The sequence below is a fragment of the Achromobacter sp. RTa genome, from assembly GCF_000757485.1.
Taxonomy (GTDB): domain Bacteria; phylum Pseudomonadota; class Gammaproteobacteria; order Burkholderiales; family Burkholderiaceae_B; genus Achromobacter.
Window position 1 is genome coordinate 97,314 of the sequence record NZ_JPYO01000006.1, and the last position, 13,538, is coordinate 110,851.

The following is a 13,538-nucleotide window of genomic DNA, read 5'->3' on the forward strand; positions in this document are numbered from 1 at the left end:
TCCGCCGCTTTTCGCCGTTCCATCCGCAACGCATGACTGTTCCTCAACACTCGACATCCGCCGGCGCGCCGGCGTTCGACGCCACCACCGGCTACTGGCAGGAGATCGTCGGCGCCGACGCACTATCCGTGCCGCTGGATCCGCCCTATTGCCGGGGCTATCCCGCGAGGCTGCCGGACGGCCGCTACCTGGTGCTGCCGCTGCGCGGCGTGCCTGGCGATCCGGAGCGCTGCGTGGCCTCGCTGATCGCCAACCATGCGGGGCTGGACGTGGTCGATGCGCTGGCGGGCTTCATGGCCGAGCGGGCGCGCGCCTTCGGGGCCGAAATGGTGGTGGGCCTGCCCACGCTGGGTTTGGCTTTCGCGCCCATGGTGGCGCGCGGGCTCGGATTCACGCGTTATGTGCCCTTCGGCTACTCGCGCAAGTATTGGTACGACGAGCGCCTGGCGGTGCCGGTGCGTTCGCTGACGACGCCGGACGCCGGCAAGCTGCTGTACGTGGACCCGAACCTCGCGGAGAGCTTGGCCGGCCGCCGGGTGCTGGTTGTGGACGACGCCGTCAGCACTGGGCAGACGATGGTTTCCGCGCTGGAGCTGCTGGCCCGCTGCGGCGCCGAGGTGGCGGGCATCGTCGTGGCCATGTGCCAGGGCGAGCGCTGGCGCGCGCGCCTGGTGGACGCACAGGGCGCGCCGATACCGGTGGCCTGCGCGTTCGAGTCCCCCCGCATGCGCCGCGTGGCAGGCGGGTGGGCGCCGGAGACGGCATAGCCGGATACGCTGCTACAGCGATTCGGGATCGCGACGCAGCGAAAAACCCTGCGCTTCGTTCATCGCCAGGTAGCTGACATTGCGCGACACCACGGGCGGCTTGTCGCCGGCGTGCAGCGCGTGCACCTTGTCCAGCACCATCTTGTCGGCCAGGGTCATGCGGTCGATCATCCGCAGGTACTGCATCCAGCTTTCCACCAGGAATACCTCGCGCCAGATTCCTTCGCGCTCCAGGTCGCGGAACAGCTGCCACTGCTGCGCGCCGTTGCGCAGCCGCAAAAGGCGCAGCGGACGCGCGGCCTGGATCAGCGCGGACAGCTTGTCCCGTTCGATCTGGTATTCCACCGCCACCAGCACGGAGCCGTGCTGGGTATTGAAGCCCGCCGCGGCCAGGGCGGGCTCGGTGCTGTCGGCGCGCGCCAGGGATTGCGTGTCCACCTGTTCGGGCAGGCGCGACCGGTACAGGAGCGCCACGGTGATGCCCAGCATGATGCCGGCGGCTGCCAGCGCGCCGGAGACACCCATGGTTTCCGCGAAGTGGCCCCACATGAAGGAGCCCGCGGCCAGGCCGCCGAAGATGGCGGTCTGGTAGAGCGCCAGGGCGCGCGCCTTGACCCAGTCGGGCACCAGCATCTGGACGGTGGTGTTGTAGGTGGCCAGCACGCCGATCCAGCAGCTGCCGGAAAGGAGCAGCGCGGGGAACGCGATCCACAGGGAGCCGGCCAGGCCCAGCGCCAGCAGGCAGGCGGCCAGCAGCCCGGCCGCCACGCTGACCAGTCCGCTGGCGCCCCAGGCCGCCTGCACGCGGCGCACCACGGCGCTGCCCAGGATGGCGCCCAGCCCCAGCGCGCCCAGCATGTAGCCGTACAGCAGGGCGCTGCCGCCTTCGTGTTCGTGCGCCAGCAGGGGCAGCAGCGCCCAGAGCGCGCTGGCGGACAGCCCGAAGGCGAAGGATCGCAGCATCACGACGCGCGTCACGGTGGAATGCTGGGTGTAGCGCACCGCCGCCACCACGCCTTCGAAAATGCCCTCGGGCGGCAGCCGGCGCAGGGGCAGGTCGCGTTTCCAGCGCCAGATCGCCCAGATCAGGCCGCCGTAGCAGAAACAGTTCAGCAGGAATACCCAGGGAGCGCCCATGGCGCCCAGCAGCAGGCCGCCGATGGCCGGGCCCACGGCGCGGGCGACGTTGAAATTGACGCTGTTCAGCAGCACCGCGCTGCCGACGTGGGCGCGCGGCACCTGTTCGCCCACCGCCGCCTGCCAGGCGGGCGTAACGATGGCGCTGCCGATCGCGATGCAGAAGACCGACGCGATCAGGGTGATGGGATGCAGCAGCCCGGCGAAGGCGAGCACGGTGATGAACAGGCCGCCCGCCAGTTCCAGCAGCATGCCGGTCAGCATGACCTTGCGCCTGTCGTAATTGTCGGCCAGCACGCCGGTCAGGATCGACAGCGCCACCAGCGGGAACGCGGCGGCCACCTGGATCATGGCGACCATCAATGGGCTGCTCTGCTCGGTGGTAATGATCCACGCGGCTGCGACCGACTGCGCCCAGGTGCCCAGGTTGGCGAAGAGATTGGCGATCCAGATGATGCGGAACGCGGGGAAGGCGAAAGGGGAAAGCGTGCTTACCTGCAGGACGGGAGCGGGGGCGGCCGGCGCTTCCGGGGGCAGGTCGTTCGTGGCCGAAACGGGTTGCAGCATGGGGATGGGTTCGGGGCGCGCGGGAGCCGCCCCGGCAGGCTGTCTGGGTCGGGTAATGGTACGCCTAAGCGGATGGGAGGTGGGGATGCCGCGCCGGAGCGGACGGATCCGGCCTGGCCCGCCGCCGGGCGGGGCCAGGCCGGGGCAGGCCAGCCGGTATTACGGCTTGGATTTGGCCGCGGCGCTCGCCGCGGGCGGGTAGGCCTGGTTCAGGTATTCCACGATCAGGGGAACCTGTTCGGCGGGAATGGGGGCGCCGTAGGTGCCGATCATTTTCTTGACCTCCGCATCCCAGAAGCCGAGCGGCATCGGCGGTTGCGACGAAACATAATCCACCGAATGGCACATCAGGCACAGGGACGCGCCCTGGGCGCCGGGGGTGGTGCCGGGACGCAGCTTGGCGGTCTCCTGGGGGAGCTTGATCTCCAGGGCCTGGGCCGCGGGGGCCAGGCAGGCGGCGGCGAGGGCAAGCGCCAGCGCGCAGCGACGATAGTGGCGAGTCATGGCGGGCTCCTCAAGCGGCGGTGACGCGGATGGTTTCGACCACGTTGCGCATGTAGCCAGCCGGATTCCAGAGCGGATCGAGCGGCTGCGTATCGCCCGCCATGTTCGTGGCGCGGACCTTCAACTCGTAGTCGCCGGCGGTGGCGGGGGTGAAATCGGCATGCCATTCGCGGAAGGAGTAGCGGCCCAGGTCCTTGCCAAGGGTGGCGGCATGCCAGGTCTTGCCGCCGTCGGACGAGAACTGGACGTCGCGGATGCCCTTGCCGCCGTCGAAAGCGATGCCCCGCACCTGCACGCGCTTGCCCTGGGCGACCCGTGCGCCTTCGGTCAGGCTGGTGATGAAGCTGCGCACGTTGTAGCGCCCGATGGGGCGGGTTTTCTCCGGCGCCTTGCCCGGCGGGGTGCAGGCGCAATCGTTGTCCGGGATGCGATAGGCCTTCTGCATCCAGAACCCGTCGAACTCCTTGTCCAGCACCTTAATGTCCGCCAGGTGCTTGACCCAGTAGGTGCCGTAATACCCGGGCACGACCAGGCGGACGGGATAGCCGTTGAGCATGGGCAGGTCGGAGCCGTTCATGGCGTAGGCCAACATGACCTCGCCGTCCATGGCGTGAGCCGTGTCCAGCGCCTTGACGAATTCCGGCGTGCCGGGGAGCACCGGGCGGTCCATGCCCTCGAACGTGATCTGCCGTGCGCCGGCGCGGATGCCGGCTTTTTCAAGAACGCGCTTGAGCGGAATGCCCAGCCAGCGGGCATTGCCCATGGCGCCGTTGCCCGACTGGCCGCCGCCCACCCGTGGCGAGAAGAAACCGCGGCTGTTGCCCGAGCATTGGGTGACGGCCACCAGCTCCACCGGCTTGCCGAACTGCTGCTTCAGGTCGGACAGCGACAGCTCCAAGGGCTTGTCGACCAGCCCGCTTACCCGGATGCGGTAGGCGTTCAAGTCGATGGCGGTGGGGATGTTGCCCAGGTGATAGCGGACAAAGAAGGCGTCGTTGGGCGTGATGACGTTGTCGTTGAAGACCGAGAACGGCGTTTCGAGCTGGGGCGGGCGGGACGTCTGCCGGATCAGCGGGCGTTTTTGCGGGTAGGCGATCAGGTCGCGCTCGCCATTGGCGAAGGGCAGCGTGACGGTGGCGGGCGCCGCCAGGCTCGTCAGGGTGTGGCCGGCCAGCGTGCTGGTCGCGCCAAGGGTACAGGCCTGGCGCAGGAAGCGCCGACGCCCATTCGCATCGAATGTGCTCATCTCCGTGTCTCCTCGTTTTTATCCAACGCCCTACCCCGCGGCGCATGCATACGAGCCTACGCGCCTCGTCCTGACAAATGCGTTAATGTCCGCGCTGACCGTTCCAATATCCGCGTTTTCCGCTGTGATGATCCTGAGATTCAATGGGCGCGCGTTTGCCGCGCTGCTGGCCGTGACTGCGCTGGAAGCGCTTATCGCCACCCTGGGCGCTCCCTATCCCCTGTTGCGGGGCTTCGTGGGAGACGTGGTGGCGGTGGGATGGGCGTACCTGGCGTACCGCAGCATCATCCGCGCGGGCGTGCTGCCGCTGGCCTTCGCGGCGCTGCTGACGGGCTATGCGGTGGAGCTGGGCCAATACCTGGCCCGGCATTTCGGCTGGCGGCTTGAGCAGCCGCTCTTGCGCATCGTGCTGGGCAGCGTGCCAGATTGGTGGGACGTGCTGGCCTATACGCTGGGATTCGGGCTGGTGCTGGCGCTGGCCGCCTGGCGGCGGCCTGAGTTGCGCGCCGCCTAGCCGCGCATGGATCCAGGCCTGGCCGCGAGGGCCTGGCCTGGCGTTCAGCCTGCCTGGCAGACCGCCGCGTTGTCATCGTGCCGGTGCGGGGCGGGCGCTGCCGCGCGCAACGGCTGCAGCCGCGCGTTGCGGAACGGCGCGAAACATTCGGACCACGACGAGGGGAACAGGGGAGTGGCATGCCGCACGGCATCGCGGCGGGCGTAGTGCGCCAGCAGTTGCTGGCCGATCGGGGCGTCTCCCAGGGGATGGCGGGTATTCATGGTATTTCCGTATTGCATTGAGATTGTATTCAGTGTACCAGCGTTGACCTCGCGGCGCCAGCCCCGCCCACAGTCTCAAGTGCTTGATCCTAAAGGGACCGTCCCCGTTTGTTGATGGGAATCTCCGGGATTGCCCTAGCAGCTCAAAATAGTAGACGGTATACAATGTTCAACATGCCCGGGCTGAGACAGGCCTGGATCCCTCCCTACTGGACCTGGAGCGCGTCATGGCTGAACTGATGAACCGAGATGAATTCCGTACCGCGTTGGAAAACGCGATCAAGGGCAAGAGCGCCAACGCCTCGCCTTTTTCGATTGCCTGGGCAGAAGGCAAGCTCAGCCGCCAGCACCTGCAGCGCTGGGCGGAGAACCACTATCACTATGTGGGGCCTTTCGCCGACTACCTGGGATACCTGTATGCCCGCACGCCCGACACCTACACCGAGGCCAAGGATTTCCTGCTGGCCAATATGTATGAAGAGGAGATCGGGGGCGACCGCCACACGGACCTGCTGATCCGCTTCGCCGAAGCCTGCGGCACGACCCGCGAGCGGGTCGTGGACCCCGACAACATGTCGCCCACCACGCGCGCGCTGCAAAGCTGGTGCTACGCGGTTGCGATGCGCGAGGACCCGATCGTGGCCGTGGCCGGACTGGTCGTGGGCCTGGAATCGCAAGTGCCCTCCATCTACCGCAAGCAGACGCCCACGCTGCGCGAAAAGTACGGCTTTACCGATGAGGAAGTGGAATTCTTCGACCTGCACATCGTGTCCGACGAAATCCACGGCGAACGCGGCTACCAGATCGTGCTGGAGCATGCCAATACGGTGGACCTGCAGCAACGCTGCCTGAAGATCTGCGAGATCGGCGCGCAGATGCGGCTGCTGTACACCACGGCGCTCTACACCGACTACGTGCAGGACGACATCGCGCTGCCCGAACTGGGCCTCGCCGCCTGAATCTCTCGCGCGGCTCGTCCGGCTATCCCGCCGGACGGTCTGCGCGAGGCTCCTATTTGTGTCGAGAGGCCCTAGAGAACCATGCCTACCGTTGTGTTTCATAAAGGCGGCCAGACCTACACCGACGTGGTGAAGGAAAACACCAACCTGGTGGTGCGGGCCGGCATCAAGCAGTTTCCGTATCCGCACCTGCGCTACGAGTGCGGCATGGGCAAGTGCGCCAAGTGCGCCTGCCGGGTGCTGGCCGGGTCCGAGCATCTGCCGCCGGTCAACTGGAAGGAAAAGAAGCAGCTGGGCGACCGCATCGACCAGGGCTACCGGCTGGCTTGCCAGCTGTGGCTCAACAGCGATATCGAGCTGACCCAGGACGTGGAGGCGTAGCGGCGATGGACCCGGTATATGTCATCCTGACCTCCAAGCCCGGCGTGTTCCGCACGGAAGCCGGCGGCGAGGTCGACATCATCGAAACCTACGATTACGTGTTCTATGGCCGAGCGCTGGCGGAATACCGCATCGCCCGACTGCATGGGGAGACGAAGCTGGTCGTCACGGAAGAGACGCCGCCGTACGTGGTGAACCGCGTGCCGTCCAAGTTCCTCGAGAAGTTCGAGTCGGTGGAGGCAGCGCGCAAGGAGCTTGCGCACCTCACGCGTTTCGGCAGCATGGAATCCACCCTGACGCTGCGCCGCGGCGCCGTTCCCGCGGAGCACTGAACATCATGGTCCAGATCACATTCATATCCAATGGCGGCAAGATCGCGACGGCTCCCGAGAACAGCAATCTGCTGCGGGTATCGCTCAAGGAAAAGGGCGGGATACCGTTCAAATGCGGGGGCGGCCTGTGCGGCACCTGCAAATGCCGGATAGAAGAGGGGCTTGAGAATACCGACGCCATCAAGCCCAAGGAGCGCAAGCATCTGCGCCCGGAGGACTTCGTGGCGGGCTACCGCATGGCATGCCAGACTTTCGTGAACGGCGACATCAAGGTGTCGTGGGTGATCCAGAACGGCAAGGGCATCGTGGTGGACGCGCCCGCCGATCCCGTGCAAACCGCGACCTGAGGGCCAGGGGCGTAGGAGCCTTGGCTGCTACGCCACGGAAGCGTGCTGCGCCTGTTGCGTGTCGGTATAGGCCTTGGCGGCGTTATGCACGTGCTGGCTGGCCAGCAGGGCGGCCAGATCGCCATTGCCCGCGATGACGGCGTTCAGGATCTGGGAATGCTCGTCCCAATTCTGCTTGGCCCGGTGCATGTTGCTGGGCGCGAACAGCAGCGCGGTGCGGTCGCGCAGCGAACGCATCAGGTCGGTCAGCACCACGTTGCCGCCGATGGTGGCGAGCATTTCATGGAACTGCGAATTCAGCGCCAGGAACTTGTCCAGCTGCTCGCTGCGGGCGGCCTCGGTGCCTTCGCGCAGGAAGGCCTGTAGGCGCTCCACCGTCTTTTCGTCGCGGCGTTGCGCGGCGAGCTTGGCGTTCAGCCCCTCCAGCGTGGCGCGCACTTCCACCATGTCGTAGGCAACCGCGTCGGACAGTACCGACACGGACGCGCCGCGCCGCGGTTCGATGGTGACCAGCCCTTCGGCGGCGAGCGCGCGCAGCGCCTCGCGCACCGGAATGCGCGACACGCCCATTTCCTCGGACAGGCGGCCTTCGACCAGGCGGTCGCCGGGCGTGAATTCACCGCTGAGGATGCGTTCGCGCAGCTTGTCGCGGATGACCGCGAACAACTGCGGATGCTGCTCCCCGATCTTCAGCGGGGCGGAATGCTGCGTGGCTACAGCTTGCGGGCTGACGGGAAGAGTGGTCATGGCGAGCGGTTTTGGCTTAATGGATACAGTCTCCATTGTATTACCGGGCATGGCCGAGCGCGGGTCGGGGCGTATGGCATCAGCCGCCCCAGAACGCCTTGGCCAGCACTCCCAGCGCGCCCAGGGCGCACACGGCCAGCAGCACGCCGCGCACGGCGCGCGGCGGCAGCCGGTTGCGAAGCCGGTTGGAGACCGCAAAACCGGCCAGCAGGAAAGGCGCCAGGCTGAGCGCCAGCCCGGCGTGGTAACCCGTATACCGCTTGGCCAAGGCCAGCATGGCAAGCGAAAAAACCGATCCCAGGAAGAGCACCATGCCCAGCGTGGCGCGCAGGCGCGGCGGCGCGGAATGCTGCATCACGATGGCGATCGGGGGCGCGCCCACGGAGGTCATCGTGCCCATGATGCCCGACGCGACGCCCGCGCCGGAGACGCGCCCCGGCGTTGCGGAAAAGCGCAGGCCGGCCGCGCTGATCGCGACGGCCGCCAGGATCAGGCCGGCGAACAGCACGCCCAGCGCCTGCGGGGCGAAGCGGGTCATGGCGTAGATGGCGATCAGCGTGCCTACGGCGCGGCCGGCCAGCGCGTAGGAGACGGACGGCCAATCGATGGCCGCGCGTTCGCGCAGCGCGGTCAAGAGGGAGATGCAGCCGCCCAGCGTCAGCAGCGGGCCGGGCGCCAACTGGGGAAAGAACATGGCGGCCACCGGGGCAGCGAACATCGCGAAACCGACTCCGCCCACGCCCTGCGCGATCGCGGCGCCGAATACGACGATGGCCATGGTGGCGTATTGCAGCAGGTCAGGGTACGGCAGGGAGGGTGTCATGCCTAGGGCGGTAATTTATGTATACGGTAGTCTATCCATGATTCGAGCGTAATGGTCGAACCAGGTGGAAATTTAGGGTAATTCCCTGATTTATTGATTTTATTCAAGGATTTTTAAGAATTATCGCTTTCCCTAGGCACCGCATATTTTGATTGGTATAGCTCGAAACGAAATATAGTATACCGATTGTGGCGACCCAACAGCCACGCCTACAAGGGGAATCGCGCATGCAATCGGACGTAGTGCTCAACGCTGCTCATTGGATGTACCTATTCAGCGTGGCCGCCATCATCCTGACGATGATCCTGCGGGCCAATGTGGTGGTGCCGTCGGTCATAGGCACTTTCCTGGTGGTGTTCGCCATCACCGGCAGCCCCATCAGCGCGCTGATAGGCATCTTCTCGGCCAGCTTCGTGGCCGCCAAGGAGCTGTTCAATATATTCCTGGTGATCACCTTCATGACGGCGCTGCTCAACGCGCTGAAGACCCTGCAGGCGGACGTGCGCATGGTGCAGCCGTTCCGCCGCGTCATGCGGGGCGGGCACTCCTCGTTCCTGATCATCGCCCTCTGTACCTATGTGATCTCTCTTTTCTTCTGGCCCACTCCGGCGGTGCCGCTGGTCTCCGCCATATTGCTGCCCGCCGCCATCGCGGCCGGACTGCCGCCGCTGGCGGGCGCGATGGCCATCGCCATCGCCGGCCAGGGCATGGCCCTGTCCTCGGACTATGTGATCGGCGTGGCGCCGAGCATCAGCGCCAAGGCCGCGGGGGCGGCGGTCAGCGCCGCCATGGTGGCCGACCGCGCGCTGGTGCTGTCGCTGATCACTGGCGGCGTGGCGCTGGTGGCCGCCTACCTGCTGGTCCGCAAGCACATTGTGGCAGCCGATCCGGCGCTGCTGTCGGCCTGGCAGGCGCGCGCGCAGGACGGCAGCCTGGCGAGCATCGAACATTCGGGCTCGTTCGACAAGGCGGAACTTGCGCGCGGCACCATGGGCGCCGATCCGGCCCTGCCCAGCGAGCCGCAGCTCAGTGCAGAGGAGCGCCGCCGGGTGCGCTGGTCCAAGACTTTCGCGGTCGTGACGCCGCTGGCCTTCCTGGGCGTGATCGCGGTGATGGTGTTGCCGCGCCTGTTCCCGTCCCTGCCCGCGCTGCGGGGCGGCGACGCGGCGGCGCTGGTGGGCGGCGTGGCCTTCGTCGTGATGATGCTGGTCACGCTGGCGGCGGAGGGGCCGCGCAAGATGCTGGACGTCTGTCCGGAGCATGTCACCGACGGTTTCGTGTTCGCCTTCAAGGCCATGGGCTCCGTGCTGCCGATCGCGGGCTTCTTCTTCGTCGGCGCCAATGAAACCGCCGCGCAGATCCTGGGCGTGCCCCAGGCGCAAGCCCCCGGGCTGCTGTTCGAGGTGATCTCGGCGGGGCAGCATCTGATACCCGAGAACCATTTCCTCGTGGCCTTCGGCGTGCTGCTGGTCGGCATGATCACCGGCATCGACGGCTCGGGTTTCGCCGGCCTGCCGCTGACTGGCACGCTGTCGGGCGCCCTGGGGCCGGTGGTGGGCGTGGATCCCGCAACGCTGGCGGCGGTCGGGCAGATGGGCGCGGTCTGGACCGGGGGCGGCACGCTGATCGCCTGGTCCTCGCTGATCGCGGTGGCGGGCTTCGCGCGGGTGAACGTGCTGTCCCTGGTGCGCGCCCTGCTGCTGCCGGTGTTGCTGGCGCTGTTCGTCTCGACGATCTGCGCGGTGCTGATCTGGCATTGAGCCGGCCGCCAGGCGGGCTGGAGGGTCCCTGCGGGGACCCTTTGCACTTGAGGGCGGCCGCTTGCTGGCCGGCGGACCAGGGGTTTTCACGTATCGCCCTATATTGATTAAAGTATACAATGTTCCTAAGCCAATCAGCCGTCCTCTTGGCGGCACGCCTGGCATAGCCAAAGGAAGCGCTCCCGTGGACGATCTCTCGCAGCAAACTTTCCTGAACCACATCGGCGGCGCCTGGGTTCCCAGCGCCACTGGCAAAACGGCGCCCAACGTCAATCCCGCGGATACCTCGGATATCGTGGGCCGTTTCCAGGTATCGGACGCGTCCGACGCACAGCAGGCCGTGGAAGCGGCGGAGGCGGCGTTCCCCGTCTGGCGCGACATGCCGATCTCCAAGCGCGCCGCAATCCTGTTTCGGGCGGCCCAGCACCTGGAAGACCATGCCGGCGACATCGCGCGCGAACTGACGCGGGAGGAGGGCAAAAGCCTGGGCCTGGCCAAGGATGAAGTGCTGCGTTCGGCCCAGACGATCCGGTTCTACGCCGTGGAAGGCCAGTCCTTCACGGGCGAAACCTATCCCAATGACGATCCGGACATGGTGGTCTACAGCCAGCGCGAGCCGCTGGGCGTGGTGACGGTGATTTCGCCCTGGAACTTCCCCATTTCCATCCCCGCCCGCAAGATCGCCCCGGCACTGATCGCCGGCAACACGGTGGTGTTCAAGCCGTCCTCCGATGCCCCCTTGTCGGGTTACCGCCTGGCCGAGGCGTTCATAGAGGCCGGGCTGCCCGCCGGCGTGCTCAACTTCCTGACGGGGCCGGCCGGCGCGGTGGGCGAGGCGATCACCGGCGCGCGCGCCGTCCGCGCGATTTCCTTCACCGGGTCCACCGCCGCGGGCGAGCAGATCCACCGGACGGCCGGGCTGACCACGCGCACGCAGATGGAACTGGGCGGAAAGAATCCGCTGATCGTTCTGGCGGACGCCGACCTGGACCGGGCTGTGGACCTTGCCGTGAAGGGTGGCTTTTCGCTCAGCGGCCAGGCCTGCACCGGCACCAGCCGGGTGCTGGTGGACAAGCGGGTGCGGCAGGACTTCACCGACAGGCTGCTGGCCCGGATGAAGGCGCTGACCATCGGCAATGGCCTGGATGGAAATTTCGACCTGGGTCCACTGGCGACGGCCAAGCAGCTGGACAACGTGCTGGGCTATGTGGCCCTCGGCAAGCAGGAGGCCACCCATCTGTATGGCGGCGACCGCATCACGGGCGAGGGCTTCGACCGCGGCTACTTCGTGTCGCCGGCGTTGTTCACCGGGGTGACGCAACAGATGCGCATCGCGCGGGAGGAGATTTTCGGGCCCGTGATAGCGCTGATCGAGGTCGATGGCTATGAAGACGCCATCGCCAAGGCCAACGACACCGAGTACGGCCTGGCGGCCGCGATCGCCACCACCGACGCGCGCTACGCGCATCGTTTCGCGCGCGACATCCAGGCGGGCACGGTGAAGATCAACCGGACCACCACCGGCAACCTGATCAACGCCCCGTTCGGCGGACTCAAGCATTCCAGCACGTCCACGTTCCGCGAGTCGGGACGCGCCGGCCTGGAGTTCTACACCCAGATCAAGACTGTCTACCGCGCGGGCTGACGCCACGCGCTCCCGTCCATTGCAATCGAAGAGGATATCGATATGAAACAGGTCTACCGCCTGGAACTTGAAGAAGCGCGCGCCATGGTCCGCGCAGCCATCGCCAAATCGGAAGAGATAGGCGTGCTGGAAACCATCTGCATCGTGGACGACGGCGGTTATCCCATCGCGCTGGAGCGTATGGACGGGGCGCGCATCACCGGCCCGCAGATCGCGTGGAACAAGGCATTCACGGCCGCCGGGCACAAACGCTCCACGCATCTGTTCAACACCCCGCCCAACGGCCCCGCGCTGCCCGGCAACGAGGCATTCGGCATCCAGTGGAGCTTCGACGGCAAGTTTGCGGTGTTCGTCGGCGGTTTTCCCATCGTGGTGAATGACGAAGTGATCGGCGGCGTGGGCCTGAGCGGCGGCAATGGCGAGCAGGACACCAAGGCTGGCCTGGCCGCATTGGCCGCGCTGGCGGCGCTATTGGAACCGCGCGGCATGAAAGTGCTGGTCGAGGCGGACATCAAGAAATAGGCGAGGCCGGCCATGGCATACCGCGTGCATATCCTGGAAACCGACGAGGCGTTCCACGTCGAAGACGGCGAATCCGTGCTGCAGGCCGCGGAGCGCTCGGCGGTGAAGCTGCCGCACGAGTGCACCTTCGGCGGCTGCGGCACCTGCCGCATCAAACTGGAGTCCGGCGCCGTCGCGTACGACGAGTTTCCGATGGCGCTGACGCCGGAGGAGGCTGCCGACGGCTATGCGCTGGCCTGCCAGGCCCGGCCCCTGGGCGACCTGTGCATCAGCGTGGCCAGCAGCCGGCAATCGTTTCCGGAGCCGCGCCGCCTGCCCGCCACGATCCACGGCATCGAAAGGTATTGCGACGACGTCATCCACCTGACGCTGGCGCTTCCCGAACCCGGCCTGGAATACGTGCCGGGCCAATACATGAACGTGGTGCTGCCCGATGGCGAGACGCGCAGCTTTTCCATGGCGTCCGTGCCCGCAGGCAACCTGGTGGACTTCCACGTCCGCCGCATTCCGGGAGGCCGCTATACCGACCTCTGGCTGGGGCAGGCCCAAGCCGGCGCCCGCGTGGAGATCGAGGCTCCCCTGGGCGTGTTCAGCTATCACGAGGAAGACTGGCGGCCGCTCATCATGATGGCCACCGGCACTGGCATCGCGCCCATCAAGGCCATCCTGGAATCGCTGCTGGACAACGAGGACTGCCCGCCCGTCACCCTTTACTGGGGCATGCGCACCGAGTCCGACCTGTACCTGCGCGACGTGATCGAAGGCTGGGCCGGGCGCCTGTACGAATTCAATTTCGTGCCGGTGCTGTCGCGCGCGGGGGCGGGCTGGCAGGGGCGGCGCGGCCACGTGCAGCAGGCCGTCCTGGAAGACCACGAAGATCTGTCCGAGCACGCGATCTACCTGTGCGGAGCGCCGGAGATGATCCAGCAGGCCAAGAGCCTGCTGGCCTCGCGCGGCGCCAGCCTCGACCACATGTACGCCGACAGCTTCACCTTCCAGCACGCGCTGGCCGTCGCCGGCTGAG

At 66.8% G+C, this 13,538-nt stretch carries 16 protein-coding genes; 10 read left to right on the plus strand and 6 right to left on the minus strand.

Going from position 1 to position 13,538, the window contains the following annotated elements; all coding sequences use genetic code 11:
- Positions 1-32: 32 nt before the first annotated feature.
- On the plus strand, positions 33-767 hold the full coding sequence (locus JL37_RS03455) for a phosphoribosyltransferase (RefSeq protein ID WP_043542011.1): 735 nt from the start codon (positions 33-35) through the stop codon (positions 765-767).
- A gap of 12 nt (positions 768-779) precedes the next feature.
- Here JL37_RS03455 and JL37_RS03460 read toward each other — a convergent pair whose 3' ends face one another.
- The 3 genes from JL37_RS03460 to JL37_RS03470 form a co-directional block, all read right to left on the minus strand.
- The gene (locus tag JL37_RS03460) at positions 780-2,471 is read right to left on the minus strand and encodes an MFS transporter (RefSeq protein ID WP_043542012.1); all 1,692 of its coding nucleotides are present in this window, start codon (positions 2,469-2,471) and stop codon (positions 780-782) included.
- Between the two features lie 159 nt (positions 2,472-2,630).
- Complete coding sequence (locus JL37_RS03465; RefSeq protein WP_043542013.1) at positions 2,631-2,975, minus strand: hypothetical protein; 345 nt, start codon at positions 2,973-2,975, stop codon at positions 2,631-2,633.
- Positions 2,976-2,985: 10 nt separating this feature from the next.
- Positions 2,986-4,221 (minus strand): molybdopterin-dependent oxidoreductase, encoded by a 1,236-nt coding sequence (locus JL37_RS03470; RefSeq protein WP_043542015.1) that lies wholly within the window; start codon positions 4,219-4,221, stop codon positions 2,986-2,988.
- Between the two features lie 127 nt (positions 4,222-4,348).
- Between JL37_RS03470 and JL37_RS03475 the strand changes: the two genes are divergently transcribed.
- Complete coding sequence (locus JL37_RS03475; RefSeq protein ID WP_043542116.1) at positions 4,349-4,735, plus strand: DUF2809 domain-containing protein; 387 nt, start codon at positions 4,349-4,351, stop codon at positions 4,733-4,735.
- A 44-nt stretch (positions 4,736-4,779) separates the two neighbouring features.
- Here JL37_RS03475 and JL37_RS03480 read toward each other — a convergent pair whose 3' ends face one another.
- The gene (locus JL37_RS03480) at positions 4,780-4,998 is read right to left on the minus strand and encodes a hypothetical protein (protein WP_052096831.1); all 219 of its coding nucleotides are present in this window, start codon (positions 4,996-4,998) and stop codon (positions 4,780-4,782) included.
- A 227-nt stretch (positions 4,999-5,225) separates the two neighbouring features.
- Between JL37_RS03480 and JL37_RS03485 the strand changes: the two genes are divergently transcribed.
- The 4 genes from JL37_RS03485 to JL37_RS03500 all read left to right on the plus strand — a co-directional run bounded on the left by JL37_RS03485 (position 5,226) and on the right by JL37_RS03500 (position 7,017).
- Positions 5,226-5,957, plus strand: a complete 732-nt coding sequence (locus tag JL37_RS03485) for a TenA family transcriptional regulator (RefSeq protein WP_043542017.1) — start codon at positions 5,226-5,228, stop codon at positions 5,955-5,957.
- Between the two features lie 81 nt (positions 5,958-6,038).
- Positions 6,039-6,338 carry a 2Fe-2S iron-sulfur cluster-binding protein gene (locus tag JL37_RS03490; RefSeq protein WP_043542018.1) on the plus strand — a complete coding sequence of 100 codons (300 nt, stop codon included), beginning with the start codon at positions 6,039-6,041 and terminating at the stop codon, positions 6,336-6,338.
- Positions 6,339-6,343: 5 nt separating this feature from the next.
- On the plus strand, positions 6,344-6,670 hold the full coding sequence (locus JL37_RS03495) for a hypothetical protein (RefSeq protein ID WP_043542019.1): 327 nt from the start codon (positions 6,344-6,346) through the stop codon (positions 6,668-6,670).
- Entirely contained in the window at positions 6,667-7,017 is a 351-nt protein-coding gene (locus tag JL37_RS03500; protein WP_043542021.1) for a 2Fe-2S iron-sulfur cluster-binding protein, read from the plus strand. Before JL37_RS03495 ends, JL37_RS03500 begins: the two co-directional genes overlap by 4 nt.
- Before the next feature lie 27 nt (positions 7,018-7,044).
- Here JL37_RS03500 and JL37_RS03505 read toward each other — a convergent pair whose 3' ends face one another.
- Together JL37_RS03505 and JL37_RS03510 are read right to left on the minus strand one after the other, a co-directional pair.
- A complete protein-coding gene (locus JL37_RS03505; protein WP_043542022.1) occupies positions 7,045-7,764 on the minus strand; it encodes a GntR family transcriptional regulator in 720 nt (239 codons plus the stop codon).
- A gap of 79 nt (positions 7,765-7,843) precedes the next feature.
- A complete protein-coding gene (locus JL37_RS03510) occupies positions 7,844-8,587 on the minus strand; it encodes a sulfite exporter TauE/SafE family protein (RefSeq protein WP_043542023.1) in 744 nt (247 codons plus the stop codon).
- A 227-nt stretch (positions 8,588-8,814) separates the two neighbouring features.
- On the opposite strand from JL37_RS03510, the gene JL37_RS03515 reads away from it, so the two are divergent.
- From JL37_RS03515 to JL37_RS03530, 4 genes are all read left to right on the plus strand, one after another.
- On the plus strand, positions 8,815-10,347 hold the full coding sequence (locus JL37_RS03515; RefSeq protein ID WP_043542025.1) for a hypothetical protein: 1,533 nt from the start codon (positions 8,815-8,817) through the stop codon (positions 10,345-10,347).
- A gap of 184 nt (positions 10,348-10,531) precedes the next feature.
- A complete protein-coding gene (locus JL37_RS03520) occupies positions 10,532-11,992 on the plus strand; it encodes an aldehyde dehydrogenase family protein (RefSeq protein WP_043542026.1) in 1,461 nt (486 codons plus the stop codon).
- A 42-nt stretch (positions 11,993-12,034) separates the two neighbouring features.
- Entirely contained in the window at positions 12,035-12,514 is a 480-nt protein-coding gene (locus JL37_RS03525; RefSeq protein WP_043542027.1) for a heme-binding protein, read from the plus strand.
- A gap of 12 nt (positions 12,515-12,526) precedes the next feature.
- On the plus strand, positions 12,527-13,537 hold the full coding sequence (locus JL37_RS03530) for a 2Fe-2S iron-sulfur cluster-binding protein (protein WP_043542028.1): 1,011 nt from the start codon (positions 12,527-12,529) through the stop codon (positions 13,535-13,537).
- The last annotated feature ends 1 nt before the right edge of the window (position 13,538 follow it).

What these genes read in the sequence shown, in the direction of transcription:
- JL37_RS03455 (WP_043542011.1), top strand. Translation starts at nt 33, where the DNA reads ATGACTGTTCCTCAACACTCGACATCCGCCGGCGCGCCGGCGTTCGAC.
- JL37_RS03505 (WP_043542022.1), bottom strand. Translation starts at nt 7,764, where the DNA reads ATGACCACTCTTCCCGTCAGCCCGCAAGCTGTAGCCACGCAGCATTCC.
- JL37_RS03510 (WP_043542023.1), bottom strand. Translation starts at nt 8,587, where the DNA reads ATGACACCCTCCCTGCCGTACCCTGACCTGCTGCAATACGCCACCATG.
- JL37_RS03465 (WP_043542013.1), bottom strand. Translation starts at nt 2,975, where the DNA reads ATGACTCGCCACTATCGTCGCTGCGCGCTGGCGCTTGCCCTCGCCGCC.
- JL37_RS03515 (WP_043542025.1), top strand. Translation starts at nt 8,815, where the DNA reads ATGCAATCGGACGTAGTGCTCAACGCTGCTCATTGGATGTACCTATTC.
- JL37_RS03530 (WP_043542028.1), top strand. Translation starts at nt 12,527, where the DNA reads ATGGCATACCGCGTGCATATCCTGGAAACCGACGAGGCGTTCCACGTC.
- JL37_RS03485 (WP_043542017.1), top strand. Translation starts at nt 5,226, where the DNA reads ATGGCTGAACTGATGAACCGAGATGAATTCCGTACCGCGTTGGAAAAC.
- JL37_RS03475 (WP_043542116.1), top strand. Translation starts at nt 4,349, where the DNA reads ATGATCCTGAGATTCAATGGGCGCGCGTTTGCCGCGCTGCTGGCCGTG.
- JL37_RS03460 (WP_043542012.1), bottom strand. Translation starts at nt 2,471, where the DNA reads ATGCTGCAACCCGTTTCGGCCACGAACGACCTGCCCCCGGAAGCGCCG.
- JL37_RS03470 (WP_043542015.1), bottom strand. Translation starts at nt 4,221, where the DNA reads ATGAGCACATTCGATGCGAATGGGCGTCGGCGCTTCCTGCGCCAGGCC.
- JL37_RS03525 (WP_043542027.1), top strand. Translation starts at nt 12,035, where the DNA reads ATGAAACAGGTCTACCGCCTGGAACTTGAAGAAGCGCGCGCCATGGTC.
- JL37_RS03480 (WP_052096831.1), bottom strand. Translation starts at nt 4,998, where the DNA reads ATGAATACCCGCCATCCCCTGGGAGACGCCCCGATCGGCCAGCAACTG.
- JL37_RS03495 (WP_043542019.1), top strand. Translation starts at nt 6,344, where the DNA reads ATGGACCCGGTATATGTCATCCTGACCTCCAAGCCCGGCGTGTTCCGC.
- JL37_RS03490 (WP_043542018.1), top strand. Translation starts at nt 6,039, where the DNA reads ATGCCTACCGTTGTGTTTCATAAAGGCGGCCAGACCTACACCGACGTG.